The organism is Nonomuraea sp. N2-4H (genome assembly GCF_045291505.1).
Taxonomy (GTDB): Bacteria; Actinomycetota; Actinomycetes; order Streptosporangiales; family Streptosporangiaceae; genus Nonomuraea; species Nonomuraea fastidiosa.
Window position 1 is genome coordinate 7,965,566 of sequence record NZ_CP147987.1, and the last position, 16,546, is coordinate 7,982,111.

12 protein-coding genes and 1 tRNA gene are annotated in these 16,546 nt (G+C 69.7%); 9 read left to right on the forward strand and 4 right to left on the reverse strand.

Annotated elements, in window-relative coordinates:
• Window positions 1–210 precede the first annotated feature (210 nt).
• Entirely contained in the window at window positions 211–1,650 is a 1,440-nt protein-coding gene (locus tag WBK31_RS36905) for an amino acid permease (protein ID WP_364064166.1), read from the forward strand.
• Window positions 1,651–1,816: 166 nt separating this feature from the next.
• On the opposite strand, the gene WBK31_RS36910 is transcribed toward WBK31_RS36905, so the two are convergent.
• Window positions 1,817–2,233, reverse strand: a complete 417-nt coding sequence (locus tag WBK31_RS36910) for a Dabb family protein (RefSeq protein ID WP_364064163.1) — start codon at window positions 2,231–2,233, stop codon at window positions 1,817–1,819.
• The gene (locus WBK31_RS36915; protein WP_406673906.1) at window positions 2,230–2,856 is read right to left on the reverse strand and encodes an MFS transporter; all 627 of its coding nucleotides are present in this window, start codon (window positions 2,854–2,856) and stop codon (window positions 2,230–2,232) included. The genes WBK31_RS36910 and WBK31_RS36915 overlap by 4 nt, the downstream gene beginning before the upstream one ends.
• A gap of 31 nt (window positions 2,857–2,887) precedes the next feature.
• Between WBK31_RS36915 and WBK31_RS36920 the strand changes: the two genes are divergently transcribed.
• The 4 genes from WBK31_RS36920 (at window position 2,888) to WBK31_RS36935 (ending at window position 8,016) form a co-directional block, all read left to right on the forward strand.
• Window positions 2,888–3,637: a LuxR C-terminal-related transcriptional regulator gene (locus WBK31_RS36920; RefSeq protein ID WP_406673907.1), complete on the forward strand. Its 750-nt coding sequence runs from the start codon at window positions 2,888–2,890 to the stop codon at window positions 3,635–3,637.
• Between the two features lie 420 nt (window positions 3,638–4,057).
• Window positions 4,058–4,585: a hypothetical protein gene (locus WBK31_RS36925; protein WP_378785782.1), complete on the forward strand. Its 528-nt coding sequence runs from the start codon at window positions 4,058–4,060 to the stop codon at window positions 4,583–4,585.
• A gap of 309 nt (window positions 4,586–4,894) precedes the next feature.
• A complete protein-coding gene (locus tag WBK31_RS36930; protein WP_406673908.1) occupies window positions 4,895–6,337 on the forward strand; it encodes a replication initiator in 1,443 nt (480 codons plus the stop codon).
• A 146-nt stretch (window positions 6,338–6,483) separates the two neighbouring features.
• On the forward strand, window positions 6,484–8,016 hold the full coding sequence (locus tag WBK31_RS36935; RefSeq protein ID WP_406673909.1) for a recombinase family protein: 1,533 nt from the start codon (window positions 6,484–6,486) through the stop codon (window positions 8,014–8,016).
• Window positions 8,017–8,142: 126 nt separating this feature from the next.
• Here the strand turns inward: WBK31_RS36935 and WBK31_RS36940 are convergent.
• Window positions 8,143–8,228: transfer RNA gene (locus WBK31_RS36940), tRNA-Leu, on the reverse strand.
• A gap of 398 nt (window positions 8,229–8,626) precedes the next feature.
• Between WBK31_RS36940 and WBK31_RS36945 the strand changes: the two genes are divergently transcribed.
• The gene (locus tag WBK31_RS36945) at window positions 8,627–9,157 is read left to right on the forward strand and encodes a hypothetical protein (RefSeq protein ID WP_406673910.1); all 531 of its coding nucleotides are present in this window, start codon (window positions 8,627–8,629) and stop codon (window positions 9,155–9,157) included.
• A 378-nt stretch (window positions 9,158–9,535) separates the two neighbouring features.
• Entirely contained in the window at window positions 9,536–11,533 is a 1,998-nt protein-coding gene (locus WBK31_RS36950) for a chaplin family protein (RefSeq protein WP_406673911.1), read from the forward strand.
• Window positions 11,534–12,120: 587 nt separating this feature from the next.
• Here WBK31_RS36950 and WBK31_RS36955 read toward each other — a convergent pair.
• Window positions 12,121–12,294, reverse strand: coding sequence for a DUF5703 family protein (locus WBK31_RS36955; RefSeq protein WP_378790156.1), 174 nt, complete (start codon window positions 12,292–12,294; stop codon window positions 12,121–12,123).
• 207 nt (window positions 12,295–12,501) lie between these two features.
• Here WBK31_RS36955 and topA point away from each other — a divergent pair, with 207 nt between their 5' ends.
• Together topA and WBK31_RS36965 are read left to right on the forward strand one after the other, a co-directional pair.
• Window positions 12,502–15,192 (forward strand): type I DNA topoisomerase, encoded by a 2,691-nt coding sequence (topA, locus tag WBK31_RS36960; protein ID WP_364064134.1) that lies wholly within the window; start codon window positions 12,502–12,504, stop codon window positions 15,190–15,192.
• Window positions 15,193–15,246: 54 nt separating this feature from the next.
• Window positions 15,247–16,494, forward strand: coding sequence for a metallophosphoesterase (locus tag WBK31_RS36965; RefSeq protein WP_364064131.1), 1,248 nt, complete (start codon window positions 15,247–15,249; stop codon window positions 16,492–16,494).
• The last annotated feature ends 52 nt before the right edge of the window (window positions 16,495–16,546 follow it).

Sequence of the window (16,546 nt, forward strand, 5' to 3'; positions counted from 1 at the left end):
GAGCGGGCCGATGACGTCGGCCAGGCCGTCGGTGCGGGCGCCGTCGGCAGCGCGAACGTGCGTTCGGTGAGCGATCGGCGCCGTCACCGCTGCTGCCGGCACTACTCCACAATGGCCAACTTCGTCGAGGAACTTGTCAGAAAAGGGCACTTGGCCGCGCTCGTCACACGGCACGAACCTTCCGTCATAGCTCTTCGGGAAGGAGAAGGAATGGACGGGCGCACTACCGGTTCCCCAGGTTCGGCCTCCCGCTTGGCCGGCTCCCTCGGCAAACGCCACCTCAGCATGATCGCGATCGCCGGCGTGATCGGAGCGGGCCTGTTCGTGGGCAGCGGGGCCGCCATCAGCCAGGCCGGCCCCGGCGTTCTGGTGTCCTATGCCGCCGCCGGCCTGCTCGTGGTGCTGGTCATGCGGATGCTCGGCGAGATGGCGGCCGCCAACCCCGACACCGGCTCGTTCTCCGCGTACGCCGAACGGGCGATCGGCCCTTGGGCCGGTTTCTCGATCGGTTGGCTGTACTGGTGGTTCTGGGTGGTCGTGCTCGGCGTGGAGGCCACGGCGGGCGCGGCGATCGTGCACCGCTGGCTGCCCGGGGTGCCGCAGTGGGGGTGGGCGCTCCTGCTCATGGTCGCGCTGACCGTCACCAACCTGGTCTCCGTCCGCTCGTACGGCGAGTTCGAGTTCTGGTTCGCCTCCATCAAGGTCGCCGCGATCACGGTGTTCCTGCTGGTCGGCGTGGTGGCGATCGCGGGACTGCTGCCCGGCTTCCCCGCGCCGGGCCTGTCGAACCTCACCGGGCACCAGGGCTTCTTCCCGAACGGACCGGGGCACGTGTTCGCCGCGATGCTCGTCGTGGTCTTCTCCTTCTTCGGCGCAGAGATCGCCACGGTCGCCGCGGGCGAGTCGGCCCACCCCGAGCAGGCGGTGCGCTCCGCGGTGCGTTCGGTGGTGTGGCGGATCCTGGTGTTCTACCTGGGCTCCATCGCGGTCGTGGTCACGCTGCTGCCCTGGAACGACGCGAGCGTGGTCAAGAGCCCGTACGTCGCGGTGCTGGACCGGATCGGGCTGCCAGCGGCCGGCGTGGTGATGGACGCGATCGTGCTGACCTCCGTGCTGTCGTGCCTGAACTCCGCGCTCTACACCGCCTCGCGGATGGCCTACTCGCTGGCGGTGCGCGGGGACGCGCCCAAGGCCTTCGGCAGGCTGTCGAACGCGAAGGTGCCGGTCGTGGCCGTGCTCGCGTCGACCGTCGTGGGGTTCGTCACGGTGTTCTTCAACTACGTGTCGCCCGACACGGTGTTCCTGTTCCTCACCAACTCCTCCGGCGCCGTCGCGGTGTTCGTCTGGCTGGTGATCGCGTTCTCCCAGCTGCGGATGCGCCGGGTGCTGGAGCGTGAGACCTCGGACAAGCTGACCCTGCGCATGTGGGGCTATCCGTACCTGACCTGGGCGTCGATCGCGGGCATGATCGCCCTGCTGCTCGGCATGCTCTTCGACGAAGGGAACCGGTCGCAGCTCGCGATCAGCGTGGCCGTGGCCGTCATCGTCGTAGGCGTCGGCGTCTGGCGCCAGCGCGCGGGACGGCGCGTGACGGTCGCGGAGGCCCTCGCCCCGGACGCCGCCGTGGCCGACCGATCCACCGCCCGCTGACCAGGAACGACCGGCGTGCGTCCTCCCCGCACGCCGGTCGTTTCCATGCGCGCCCGATTTCACGGCTGCTGCGGTCGCGGCGCGCATGCACAGAAACCCCGCCTGTCAGGCCGTCGGTCAGGCACGGCCCGACCGGCCGCGCCCGCCGCGAGGCCGGTTCTCGCGGTCAGTTCCCGTGCGGGCCGGGGGCGCTGCTGCCCGTGTAGGACGGGGAGGTCGGACACGAGCCGCGCGAGCGCGGGTCCTCCTCGTAGCGGCGCCGGTGCAGCGCGGCGATCTTCTCCGCGATCTCCGGGTCCTCGTCGTCGGTGACGTCGAACGAGACGAAGTTCTCGACCAGCGGGAGACCGATCTCGTCGGTGTGGCGGTGCGCGGGGTGCTTCAGGTACGCCCAGTAGCCGTCCAGGTCCTTGAGCACGAAGGTTGCGCCCCACGTGTACGCGCCGCCGACGTCGCGGCCGACCACGAACGAGACGACCTCCGGGATGACCCGCCCCTGGTTGCGCAGGCTGTCCAGCGCGGCCTCGACCTTGTCGGCGGGGGCGTCGGGGCGCAGCGTCAGGCGGATGGTGTGGTAGATCACCGGATTTCCTTTCCTCGGTGGCAACGACGGATCGTGACCGCGGCGGCGAGGACGCCCGCGAAGGCCACGAGCCCGGTCAAGGTGAAGGCGCCCGCGATGCCGGACACCTCGATCAGGGGTTGTGCGGCGAGCGGCGAGAGGAACTGCCCGAGGAACACGGAGGCGACGAGTCCGCTGAGAACCCGGCCGCGGCCTTCGGGCGGCGCCGGCTCGGTGAGCCGCAGGTTCAGGTTCGGTACGGCGAGCCCCACCCCGGTGCCGCCGACGAGCAGGCCCGCGACGACCAACGGGGTCGTGCCCGCGGTGCCGATGACCAGCCAACCGGCGGCCAGCAGGGCGACGCTCGCGGCGGTGATGGCCGCGCCGCCCAGCCGGCGGCGGGCCCGCGCCCGCGCACCCGGCGGGCGGGCGCGGGCGCGGTGCGCTGTTCGCGCACGGCGAGCATCGCGAACGGCACGATGACGACGGACACCGCATAGAGCCACGACGGCGCGCGGAAGTCCACCTCTGCCAGCAGCCCTGCGAGGGCGGCCGAGCCGGTGGCGATGGTGCTGGCGACCCGCCACGGGCTCGACGACCTGCCCGGCGTCGAGCTGACCGGCCTCACCGACGACGACGCGCAACGGCTGCGGCCGGGTGGACGAGGCCAGGCCCATGATCGAGGCGTTCACCGCCGAGGCCACCGCGAGCGGCACCGGGCAGACGATCGCCAACGCCAACTGGGCGGCGGCGGTCCTCGACAACGGCCTCGCCGACTACCCGGCGGCACTCGCCGCCGCCAGGGCGGCCACCCGCCACGGCGACCTGTTCGTCACCGCGATCGCCCTGCCCGAACTGGTGGAGGCGGCGACCCGCAGCGGCGATCACGAGACGGCCAGGGCGGCGCTGGCCTCGCTCACCGAGCGCACGGAAGGCAGCGCCACACCGTGGGCGCTGGGGGTCGGCGCCTATGCCCGTGCGCTGGTCACCGGTGACGAGTCCGACCATCGCGCGGCGCTCGACCACCTCGGGGCGACCAGGCTCGCCCCGTACCTGGCCAGGGCGCACCTGCTCTACGGGGAATGGCTGCGCCGCCAGGGCAGGAAACGGGACGCGCGCACGCAGCTGCGTACCGCCCGCGAGCGGCTGGCGGACATCGGCATGACCGCCTTCGCCGACCGCGCCACCGCTGAACTGCGCGCGGCGGGCGAGGTCGTCCGCGGCCGCACGACGGGCGACATCGACGATCTCACCGCTCAGGAGACGCACATCGCCCGCCTGGTCGCGGGCGGCGCCACGTCCAAGGAGGTCGCGGGGCGGCTGTTCATCAGCCCGCGCACCGTCGACGCCCACCTGCGCAACATCTTCCACAAGCTCGGCATCACATCCCGCCGCCAGCTCAGGGAGCTGGCCGGACTGCGGTGACCACACCCGAGCCTTGGGCGCGGCCGGCCACCTTAGGCTCTTCATCCCGATACGGGGAAGTAGCCGCGCTTGCTCACAGGCACCCACCTCGCCCTTCAGCCGGCAGAATCGCTCAATTGCACCGTTATGTCGTCCTATGCGAATTTTGGCCGCAAAGTGTTCGGTCAGAAGCGCTAGTAGGCACACATTGTGGCATGCATTGCTAATATCATTCCCCGTATGGATCGCACGCCGGCGGCGGGCGAGGGCTGTTTGCTCCGGCCGCACGTGTGCCGGTGCGGAGCGCATGACGGCCGAGGGATATGCGGCGGCATGAATGCGTCGTCGCGATTGGCGCATGCCCATGAATAATGATCACCTGTTCTCCCAAGCGTGGCCTCGCCTTCATTTGTCAGGCCGGTGATCGGGAAAGGGGCGGAGGTGCTGACTGATAAAAAGAAAGACGGTCATAAGCGCAGATTCGCGAGTTGGTGGAATCGTAAAACGCAGGCTGAGATCTGGACCATCATCGCCGGCGTAGTGGCTCTTGTGACCGTTATACCCCCTATATGGGGTCCAGACGAGTCGCCCACCACCGCTTCCTCGGCGACTCCGAGCCCGGGTCCTTCGGTCCTCTACGAAGGCGGGCTCCGCTTAGATGGTGACAGCAAAGATCTCGATGCCAGCCCGCCGGCATCACGACCCGACGTCAACGACATATGGTGGGTGGAAAAGCGCTACGAACTCGATCTGTACGACAACGGTCTTGTGGCTCTCTGGCGAGGGGCAGGCAAGCCGGGCTATGAGGAATGCTACGACGCCGCTTATGCCGAGGGCTCTAAGGAACTAGCGGTAAGCGTTGGACGGTGGTATTGCATCAAGACGGTGGAGTCACATTTCGGTGCCTTCTTCGTAGAAGAGGTCGGCAAGACGGTCAGGGGACGACTAACGGTCTGGGAGAAGTCTTGACGATCTCCGCTCGGTGACGACTCGGTTCACTGCTGCCGTCACGGTCAGGACGATCAGGCCCCACGTCATGATGACGGCTGAAGGCGCAGGAGCCTATCCTCCATGGGCGCGGGACGCTCGAGCCACTGCCGTGCGCACAGCCGCCCGGCAACCGCCTGGTGATCGACGGCTGGCACAGCATTCACCGTGCCCTCGACCTCGGCTTGGAGCAATTGCCGGCGATCCTGCTGAACCCGGGAGACGAACGCGCCTACCGCCTACGCGGCGGCGACATCTGACAGTGCTGCGCGCGCGGGGGCGGGGCCAGTCATGGCTGGCCCCGCCCCCGACTATTTATCACTGCCGGCCAAGCGCAACCGTCAGCTCCGCATGGCCCAATGCCGCGAGGGCTGGCACCTCGACCACGAACCGGCCAGCACCCCGAACGAGCCGGACGAGGAGCAGCGTCGGCTGGTCGAGTTCCGCGCCGACGTCCACGCCCAGCAAGAGGCCGCCGGACGAGCAGGCCAGGACAGCACCGGCCTCGACATCCTCGCCGAGGGCTTGGACGAAGAGATCACCAAGGCCGGGATGCGCGGTCACGTCACCGGTCGGACCACCGGCCGCCGCGTCCGCTCCACCAGACGACGCCAGGACGCCCCGGACCTGCCCAAGCGCAAGATGGCCGCCACCACGCTGGGCCGCACCTTCACCGCACCGGACGGCCGGGTCTACCGGCCCTCGATGTTCATCACCCTGACGCTCCCGTCCTACGGCAAGGTCCGCGACGGCGTACCCCTCGACCCGGACACCTACGACTACCGCCGCGCCGCCCGCGACGCCCTGCACTTCTCCAAGCTCATCGACCGCTTCGTGCAGAACCTGCGCCGCGTGGCCGGATACGACGTGCAGTACTTCGCCACCGTCGAGCCACAGCAACGCCTCGCCCCGCACCTGCACATGGCCATCCGCGGCACACTGCCCCGCGCCGGACTCAAGCAGATCATCGCCGCCACCTACCACCAGGTCTGGTGGCCACCCACCGACACCATCCGCTTCGAGGGAGACCACCTGCCGCTCTGGCAGGACGGGACCGGCTACCTCGACCCCGACACCGGCGAAGTCCTGCCCACCTGGGAACAGGCCCTCGACCAGCTCGACGCCGACGATGATGCCCAACCCCTCCACGTGGTCGGCTTCGGCGAACAGCACAACATCCAAAGCGTGCTCGCCGGCACACCCGCCGCCGGCAAGTGGCTCGGCTACCTCACCAAGTACCTGACCAAGAGCCTCGCCGACCCGCTCGACGCCGCCACCGACGACCAGGCCCGCCGCGACCACGCGGCCCGGCTCGTCGAAGCCCTCCGCTTCGAGCCGTGCTCACCCACCTGCGCCAACTGGCTCCGCTACGGCATCCAGCCTAAGAACGCCAGGCCCGGCATGCAGCCCGGCCGCTGCCGTGGCAAGGCCCACAAGCCCGGACACCTCGGCTACGCCGGACGCCGCGTCCTGGTCTCGCGCAAGTGGTCCAACAAGACCCTCGCCGAGCACAGGCAGGACCGCCGCACCTGGGTCCTGGAAGCCCTCGGCCACCCCGACCAGCCCACCGACCCGCACCGCTACATCTGGAAGCCCCTCCCGGCCGGCGACGCGAACGTACCGCCCCTCGCCGTACGCCTCCTCCGCACCGTCGCCGAACGCCAACGCTGGCGAGCCCACATGAACCGGCTAGAGCAAGATCTTTCGGCAATGGGAGGGGAGGTGGCGGCATGAGGGGTGGGGGAGAGCTGGAAGTCGTCCTTCCCGCGCATGATCCTCACCTGACTCCCGGCGCGGCGATGGAGCTGCTTGCCATTCTGATGGAAGCGAGTCCTGAGCCGTTCAGCGGCCTTCTGGCCGACGCGGCGTGAAGGAGGACCATGAGCGCTACCCGCTTCGCCTTCTACGGCCGAGTCTCGACTGAGGACAACCAGGACCCGGAATCCTCGCGGGCCTGGCAGCTCACTCGTTCCCGGGCGCTCATCGAGCCCAGAGGGGGCGTGATCGTCGCCGAGTTCTTCGATGTGGACAAGTCACGCTCGATTCCCTGGCAGCGCCGTCCGCAGGCTTCGGCACTGTTGACCGAGCTGCGCAACCCGGATCGGGACTTCCAGGCTGTGGTGATCGGCGAGCCGCATCGGGCGTTCTACGGCAACCAGTACGGGCTGACTTTCCCGCTCTTCGAGCACTTCGGGGTCCCACTGTGGGTGCCCGAGGTCGGTGGTCCGATCGACTCGTCCAACGAAGCGCACGACCTGGTGATGAGTGTGTTCGGCGGGATGAGCAAGGGGGAGCGCAGCCGAATCAAGATCCGCGTTCGTACCGCCATGTCGGCTCAGGCTCAGGTCGAAGGGCGTTTTCTGGGTGGGCGTCCGCCGTACGGCTACCGTCTGGTGGACGCCGGCCCGCATCCCAATCCGGCCAAGGCGGCTGATGGCCGGCGGATGCACCGTCTCGAACTCGATCCCTTCGCCTCGGCGGTGGTCGCCCGGATCTTCGCCGACTTTCTGGCGGGCTATGGGCTGTTCGCCATCGCCGAGAGGCTGACGCGTGAAGGGATCCTCTGCCCCTCCGCTCACGACCCGGCGCGGAACCGCCACCGCTCCGGCGTGGCCTGGTCCAAGGGGGCCGTGCGCGCGATTCTGACGAACCCCCGCTACACGGGCTACCAGGTTTGGAACCGGCAGCGAAAGGACGAGGTCCTGATCGACATCGATGACGTCGGGCTCGGCCACACCACCAAGCTTCGATGGAATCCCCAGGACAAGTGGATCTGGTCCGATGCGCCTGCGCACCCGCCCATCGTGAGCCGCGAGGACTTCGAGGCGGTGCAGGAGGCGCTGGCGAGCCGGGGCCACCGCTACACGGACAAGACAGTCAGGCGGTCTCGGCATTACTACCAGCTCCGCAGTCTGCTGCGCTGCGGCATCTGCGGGCGCAGGATGCAGGGGGAGTGGAACAACGAGATGCCGTACTACCGGTGTCGCTTCCCGCAGGAATACGCGCTGGCCAATCACGTCACACATCCGCGCAACGTCTACGTCCGTGAGCGCGACATCACCCCGAAGCTTGAGCAGTGGCTCGCGCGGCTGTTCACGCCGTGGAACATCGAACGGACGCTGGACCAGATGGTCGGGGCCCATGGAGGCCCGGCGCCGGCGGCTCAGGAGAGCGAACTGCTCAAGCGGCAGCTCGCTGAGAGTGATCGGAAGCTCGGGCAGCACCGCGCGGCTCTGGAGGCGGGTGCTGATCCGGTGATCGTCGCCGGGTGGATGCGGGAGGAGCAGTCGCACCGGAGCGAGCTGGAGCGTCGGCTACGGCGCCTGCCAGGCGGCCCGGAGCGCCCGCATGGATCGGGACGCTCTCGCGGCGTCCCTGCGCAAGCTGGGCGACCTGGTGGACGTTCTCCGTGACGCGAGGCCGTCCCGCAAGGCGAAGATATACGCCGAACTCGGTCTGGAACTGACCTACTACCCGTCACAACGAAAAGTCCTGGTTGCTGTTACCAGCAACCAGGACTCCATCGGGTCAGAGTGCGTGTCCGAGGGGGACTTGAACCCCCATGCCCATCACTGGGCACTAGCACCTCAAGCTAGCGCGTCTGCCTATTCCGCCACCCGGACTTGGTGCCTGCACGCGGGACCGTCATCTCGCGTCGGCTCCGTAAGGTTAGCAAACTCTGAGCACTGCGTCATACCGAGAAAGCGCGGGCGCGCCGGCATGGGGTGAACGGGGTCTCCGGATGGGGGTTTCGTGGGGCGTGCAGGAGGGGGTTGGGGTGGTTCGGGTGGGTCTGCGTACGGGGGAGTTGAGGATTTTCTGGCCGTCGGCTGAAAAGTGCTTGCGGCAACCTTGGGTACTGCTACGGTTACGGACCGTTGAGGGGTGAGTCCACGGACCGGCCTCACGATGTGGGGCCGGTTCTGGAGCTTGGAGGGCACTATGATGCGCGTGGCGGAATGGCCGGCGGGGGCTGCGGCCCCGGCTGCCCGCCGCCCGCGTGTCGCCGTACCGACGCAGGGCGTGACCATCGACCGGGCGGACCGGATGGCGCGGTTCGCGGCCGGCGCCCGGCGTATCGCCCTTCGGGCAGCCGCCACCGGGGCCCTCGTGGCCGTCGGGTGGCTGTTCGCCGTTCTGTTCGGCATGCTCACCGCCGCTCCGGCGGCCGCGGACTCCACCGCGGCGACAGAAGCGGCATCTCAAGCTTCGGAGGCCGGCTCTCTCGGTGAGACCGCGTCCCAAGCTCATCACTCGCTCATCAGCCCCGATGGCGTGACGGCGTCCGACAACGCCGAGGCCATGGCGGGGCGCACGGTCGACGGCCTCAACAGCCAGCGGGATCCTGGTCTGCCGTCACCGTCCGACGCCAACAAGATCCTGAGCACCGATGGTCTGGTGCCCAACGGCGGTGGTAACGGGCCGTTCGGCCCGGTTGCAGGGGACGTCGCGAGGTCCGTTTTCGACCCGCGGCTCGAGGCCGGCCGCGCACCTCTGGCGCGCCTGCTTCCCCCGTCGTCCGCACAGCGGCGGACGACCCTTCTTCTCACCTGACTGATCCCGCGTAGGTCCGGGGCGCGGGCCGGCATCGAGCCCGGCCGCCCCCGGACGGCGAGGCGCGCGGCTTTCCGGATCCGGAGCCGGCGCTGCTTCCAGGTACGAACGCGGCGGCGAAGCGTGGCGACTCGATCCGACAGCGCCATCACGCACGGCCACGACGTGTCCGTCACGTCCTGACATGCCGGACGCCGCCCGCGGGTGACATCAACGTCAGTTCACACCGGTTCGCGGAGCCCATGGGCTCTCCCGCTGCACGCGGTCACAACGCGTGAAACGTACGGCACAGGGACAAACCAGAACGCTGTGCCAGGCCCCGGGCGAGGCCGCGAGACCGATCAAGTACATCCCCCCAAAATCACTAGGAGCATTCTCATGCGTACGTGGGCGAAGGCATCGAGCCCTGCGGCTCTGCTGGCCGTGGCCGTCATGTCGTTCGGCGGCGGCACCGCGCTCGCCGACACCTCCGGCAACGGGTCCGTCGGCGGCGGCAACCAGGTCGATCTGCCGATCTCCCTGCCGATCGACATCAGCGGCAACTCGATCGCGGCCATCGGCAAGTCGGAGGCCACCTCGCGGGGCGGCGCCGAGGTCGTCGACACCCGCCGCGGCGGCATTCCCAACAAGACGTCGGGCAACGGCAGCGTGCTGGGCGGCAACCAGGTCAACGCGCCGATCAGCGTCCCCATCAACGCCTGCGGCAACGCCGTCTCCCTGATCGGCAAGTCCGACGCCGGCTGCCAGGGCGGGTCCTCGGTCCGCACCTCCGGCAAGGGCGGGGCCGGCGGCAACCGTACGTCGGGTGACGGCAGCGTCCTCGGCGGCAACCAGATCACCGCGCCCATCTCGGCCCCGATCAACGCCTGCGGCAACGCGGTGGCGATCTTCGGCGACGCGACCGCGGGCTGCAAGGGCGGCGCGACCGTACACAACACCGGCAAGGGTGCGGGCGGCAACCGTACGTCGGGCAACGGCAGCGTCCTCGGCGGCAACCAGGTGGTGGCGCCCATCAGTGTGCCGATCACCATCTGCGGCAACTCGGTCGCGGCGGTGGGCCGGGCGTTCGCCGGCTGCCAGGGCGGCTCGTCCGTCACCAACAACGGCGGGCCCGGCAAGCGCTACCACGTGCGGCACCACAAGCCCGGCTCGACGGGCAACGACACCGACGGGCGCTTCGGGGTCGGCAGCGGCAACCAGGTCATCGCGCCGATCACCCTGCCGATCGACGTCTGCGGCAACGCCGTGGGCAACGCGGCGGCCGGGTGCCGCGGCGGGGCCACGGTCCACCAGTCGGGCTCCGGCGGCGGCAACCGTACGTCCGGCAGGGGCGGCGTGCTGAGCGGCAACCAGGTCGTGGCGCCGGTCACCGCGCCCATCAACGTCTGCGGCAACGCGGTGGCGCTGATCGGGCAGGCGTTCGCCGGGTGCAAGGGCGGCGCGACAGCGAAGACCCCGTTGAAGGGCGCGGGCGGCAACCGTACGTCCGGGGCGGGCGGCGTGCTGTCCGGCAACCAGGTCGTGGCGCCGATCACAGCCCCGATCAACGCCTGCGGCAACGCGGCCGCCGTGGTCGGCCTGTCGCGGGCCGGCTGCCAGGGCGGCGCGTCGGTGCACCAGTCGGGCAAGGGGGCGGGCGGCAACCGCACCTCGGGCGCGGGCGGCGTGCTGAGCGGCAACCAGGTGGTCGCGCCGATCACCGCTCCGGTCAACGTCTGCGGCAACGCGGCCGCGGTCCTCGGTGACGCGGCTGCCGGGTGCCTCGGCGGCTCGCGGGTCGGCAAGCCCGTTCACCACGGGCCCAGCAAGTTCGGCCACTTCGGGCGTACCACCACGAAAGTCGCGGCCACCAAGGGCGGCGGGCTGCTGCCCGTCGCGCCCGCTCTGCCGGTGCTGGGCGGCGGCCAGGAGGTCGGAGCCGCGGCGGCCGGGCTGACCAAGCACCTGCCCGCCACCGACGTCACCAAGCACCTTCCCGGCGCGGGCGACCTGAGCGGGTTCACGCAGCACGTCGAGGGCGTCGGCAACGTCAGGGAGGCCACCGGGCCCGCCAAGGGCGTCACCACGCAGCTCCCGGTCGTCGACGACATCTCCAAGACCCTCGGCCTGCCCGCGCTCCCCGAGCTGCCCGGCCTGACCCAGGCCCCGGCCACGCCGCCGAAGCGGACCGCCACCCCGCCGAAGCGCAGGGTCCACCACGCGGCCGCCGCCGACAGCAAGAGTCGCGCTTCGTCCGCCGACCGCAAGCGCCGTACCGCTTCGTCGAGCCCGATCTCGGCACTCTCTCCGGCGACCGACCTGGTCGCCTCCACCCGGCCGGCAGCGCCGTCACTTCGGCCACCCGCAGCCTGCCGATCGGCGACATCGGCCTCATGAGCGCCGAGCAGCCTGCGGCGTCACCGGAATGAACAGCGGTTCCCTGCTCGCCCTCGCGTTCGGCGGCATGCTGGCCGCCGCCGCGACGCTGTTCGCTTCCGCCCGCCGGTTCCGGTTCGGCCGTAAGTAGCCGTAAGTAACAGAAAGGAGGCTCTTATCTGAGGTACTTCGAGGTTCACCGACTACCTTGATGCACTTTGCCCGTTCCGGGGGCGCGGCCCGGGACGGGCAAAGGCATGCCCGCAGGGTGCCGGCCAGGGCGGGCAAAGTCACCCCCCCGCGAGGTGCCGCCTGACGCGGGCGAAGGCGTGTTCGCGGGTGTCGGCAAGGATGGGGAAGGCGTGCTCGCGGGTGTCGGCCAAGGGGGGGCGAAGGGGTCCCGGCCGAGGTGGGCGAAGGGGTGCCGGCCGAGGTGGGCGAAGGGGTGCCGGCCGAGGTGGGCGAAGGGGTGCCGGCCGAGGTGGGCACAGGGGTGCCCGGGGCGTGCCGCCCGAGGTCGCCCGCAAAGGGGCTGCTCGGACGGGCGAGAACGTCCGTGACGAGCAGCGACGGGTTCGTCACGTACAAGACGCCCGTGCCGGGCGGGGTCAGGCCCGCAGCGTGCTCCGGACGCGCATGATCTTCCTGCGCAGACGTACGTGGCGGCTGCCGTCAGGGTGCACTCGGACGCGCGCGAGCTCCCACTGCCCGTACTCGGCGTGTTCGGTCAGCAGCTGACGTGCTGCTTCGCGAGTGAGATCGCGCGGAATGAAGATATCCATGTAGGAGTAGTCGAGCACAACGATTAGTCTCCATGTGAGTCAGGGCGCCATGCCGCTCGATGGGCCTTATTCTGCGTGCTTGTGGGTGGACCCGGAAGCTAGTGGGTAGCCCCGGGGAAGGAAAATTCCGCGAGTCGGGTTACCTTTCAGTCTGTGCCGACTCCCGGCAGGGGGATTTTGCAAGCGAACAGCGAGGTAGGAAGCAGCGTGCCAGCCAAGAACGGCAGCGCCGGTGGAACACGCCTGGTGATCGTCGAGTCGCCCGCCAAGGCGAAGACGATCGCCGGGTACCTGGGGCGCGGCTACATCGTCGAATCGAGCATCGGTCACATCCGCGACCTGCCGGAGAAGGCCGATGACATCCCCGACAAGTACAAGAGGGCGCCCTGGGCACGCCTCGGCGTGAACGTCGAGCAGGGGTTCGAGCCGCTGTACGTCGTCAACCCCGACAAGCGTTCGCAGGTGGCCAAGCTGCGGCAGCTGCTCAAGGACGCCGACGAGCTCTACCTCGCCACTGACGAAGACCGCGAGGGCGAGGCCATCGCCTGGCACCTGCGCGAGGTGCTCAAGCCGAAGGTCCCCGTCCACCGCATGGTCTTCCACGAGATCACCCCTCAGGCCATCCGGGAGGCCGTGGCCAACCCGCGCGACCTCAACCTCCGCCTGGTCGACGCCCAGGAGACGCGCCGCATCCTCGACCGGCTCTACGGCTACGAGGTCAGCCCCGTGCTGTGGAAGAAGGTCAAGCCGAAGCTGTCGGCGGGCCGGGTGCAGTCGGTGGCGACGCGGCTGGTCGTGGAGCGCGAGCGCGAGCGCATCGCGTTCACCCCTGCCCACTACTGGGACCTGCAGGCGCTGTTCGACACCGGCAAGGCCGAGGAGCGGCCGCGCGACTTCACCGCCACGCTGACCACCGTCGACGGCAGGCGGGTGGCCCAGGGCCGCGACTTCGCCAGCACCGGGCAGCTCAAGGGCGGCGCCGACGTGCTGCACCTGTCGGAGCAGGCCGCGGGCGAGCTGGCCGGGCGGCTGTCCGGAGCCTCGTTCACGGTCAAAACGGTCGAGCGCAAGCCGTACACGCGTAAGCCGTACGCGCCTTTCCGGACGACCACATTGCAGCAGGAGGCCAGCCGGAAACTGGGCTTCTCCGCGAAGTACACGATGCAGGTGGCGCAGCGGCTGTACGAGAACGGCTTCATCACCTACATGCGTACCGACAGCATCACGCTGTCGGAGACGGCGGTGGCCGCCGCGCGGTCGCAGGCGCTCAAGCTGTACGGCCCCGACTACGTGCCCGCCAAGCCGCGCGTCTACTCCAGCAAGGTCAAGAGCGCCCAGGAGGCGCACGAGGCGATCAGGCCCGCCGGCGAGGAGTTCCGCACGCCGGGCGAGACCGGTCTTTCCGGCGACATGTTCCGGCTGTACGAGCTGATCTGGCAGCGTACGGTCTCGTCGCAGATGAAGGACGCGGTCGGTGAGTCGATCAGCGTGAAGGTGGGCGGCAGGTCGTCGTCCGGGGAGGACGTTGAGTTCAGCGCGTCCGGCCGGACCATCACGTTCTACGGGTTCCTGAAGGCGTACGTCGAGGGCGCCGACGACCCGTCGACCGACCGCGACGACTCCGAGAAGCGGCTGCCCAACCTGGAGGAGGGCGACCCGCTCAGCGTGACCCGCCTCGACGTGGCCGGCCACTCCACCAAGCCGCCCGCGCGCTACACCGAGGCGTCGCTGGTCAAGGAGCTGGAGGACCGCGAGATCGGGCGGCCGTCCACGTACGCCTCGATCATCGGCACGATTCTCGACCGGGGCTACGTCTTCAAGAAGGGCACGGCGCTGGTGCCGTCGTTCCTGGCGTTCGCCGTGGTCAATCTGCTGGAGCGGCATTTCGGCAACCTGGTCGACTACGACTTCACCGCCGAAATGGAGAAGGTGCTCGACGACATCGCCAACGACCGGGCCGAGCGGGTACCCGAGCTGCGGCGTTTCTATTACGGCTCCGACGGCGACGAGGGCCTGAAGGAGATGGTCACCGACCTCGGCGAGATCGACGCCAAGGAGATCAGCTCCTTCCCGATCAAGGGCACCGACATCGTGCTGCGGGTCGGCCGTTACGGCCCCTACCTCGAACGCAACGGCGCCAGGGTCAACGTCCCCGAGGACATGACGCCCGACGAGTTGACGGCGGAGAAGGCCGAGGAGCTGTTCTCGCGGCCGACCGGCGACCGTGAGCTCGGGCACGACCCGGTGACCGGTCACCTGATCGTGGCCAAGGACGGGCGTTACGGGCCTTACGTGACGGAGGTCCTGCCGGAGCCGCCCGCCGACGAGGACGCGCCCAAGCGGCGTACGAAGAAGGCCGACGCGCCCAAGCCCCGTACGTCGTCGCTGTTCAAGTCGATGTCCCTGGACACGATCACCCTGGAGGACGCGCTCAAGCTGCTGTCGATCCCGCGGGTCGTCGGCGAGCTGGAGGGCGAGGAGGTCGTGGCGCACAACGGGAAGTTCGGCCCGTACCTGAAGAAGGGCACCGACTCCCGCTCGCTCGCCTCGGAAGAGGAGCTGCTGACGGTCACGATCGAGCAGGCCAAGGAGCTGTTCGCGCAGCCCAAGCAGCGCGGCAGGGGGCGGGCCGCGGCGGCGGCGCCGCTGCGCGAGCTGGGCGACGACCCCAACTCGAAGAAGCCCGTGGTGGTCAAGGAGGGGCGTTTCGGCCCTTACGTGACCGACGGCGAGACCAACGCGTCCCTGCGCAAGGGTGACACGGTCGAGGACATCACCATCGAGCGTGCCGCCGAGCTGCTGGCCGAGCGGCGTGAGCGGGCGCCCGCGCCGAAGAAGACCACGCGCAAGACGACCGCGAAGAAGACCACGGCGAAGAAGACGGCGACCAAGTCATAACGTCAGATTCCCGGCGGTCATCGCGCGGTGGCCGCCGGACGTAGCATCGTCAGTGTGTTCGTCCTGATCTTCGTGGGCGGCGTGCTGCTCGCGCACTTCTACCTATGGCACCGGCTCGTCCGGGGCACCACCGGGCCCGGCCGGCTGCGCAAGGCGCTGACGTTGACGCTGGCGCTGCTGCTCGCGGTCCTCGTAGGGACGTTCCTGGGCACCCGCCTGGGGATTGAGAGCTGGATCGCCTGGGCCGGATATGTCTGGCTCGCGGTGATGTTCTACCTCGTGATCATCCTGGCGGTCCTGGAGATCCCGCGGGCCATCGTGGGGACGGTGCTGCGCAGGAGGGCCGCCTCGCGCGCCCCCGCGCCCGAGCCCGAGCCGGCCGCCGTGCCCGAGCTGGTCGGGGCGGCGCCCGCCGCGGGAGCCGTGGAGGCTCCGCAGGAGGAGGCCGAGCGTCCGGCGTCCGGCGACATGAGCAGGCGGCTCTTCCTCGGGCGGGCCACCGCCGCGATCGCCGGGGTCAGCGCGGTCGGCACGGTCGCGTACGGCATGACGAGCGCGCTCGGCGACCCCGTGATCGAACCGGTCAAGATCACTCTGCCGAAGCTCGACCCGCGGCTGAACGGCCTGCGGTTCGCCGTGGTCAGCGACATCCACCTCGGGCCGCTGACCGGGATCGGGCACACCGAGCGCATCGTCCGCATGATCAACGGACTTGAGGCCGACGTGGTGGCGATCGTGGGCGACCTGGTGGACGGCTCGGTGGCCCGGCTCGGCCGGCTGGCGCGGCCCTTGAAGGACCTGGAGTCCCGATACGGGGCCTTTTTCGTGACCGGCAACCACGAGTACTTCGCGCCCGAGGGGCCGGAGGAGTGGATCGAGGAGCTGGGCGAGCTGGGCGTTCGCTCGCTGCGTAACGAGCGGGTGGAGATCAGGCATCAGGGGGCCGTGCTCGACCTGGCCGGCGTCAACGACGTCGGCGGCGCCTCCAGCGGCGACGGCCCCGACTTCGCCAAGGCGCTCGGCGGGCGCGAGGAGGGGCGCTCCACGGTGCTGCTCGCGCACCAGCCGATCCAGGTGGCGCAGGCCGCCCGCCACGGGGTCGACCTGCAGCTCTCCGGCCACACCCACGGCGGGCAGATCGCGCCGTTCAACCTGGTCGTGGGGCTGCAGCAGCCGGTGGTCTCGGGCCTTGCCACGGTGGACGGCGTACAGGTGTACGTCACGCGCGGCGCCGGGTTCTGGGGCCCGCCGGTACGCGTGGGCGCGCCGCCGGAGATCAGTCTGGTGGAATTGCGGAGCTGACTTCGGGTAATGAAGTGGTCACGTGACGCTTTGATGGCGTAGAGTATCCGCG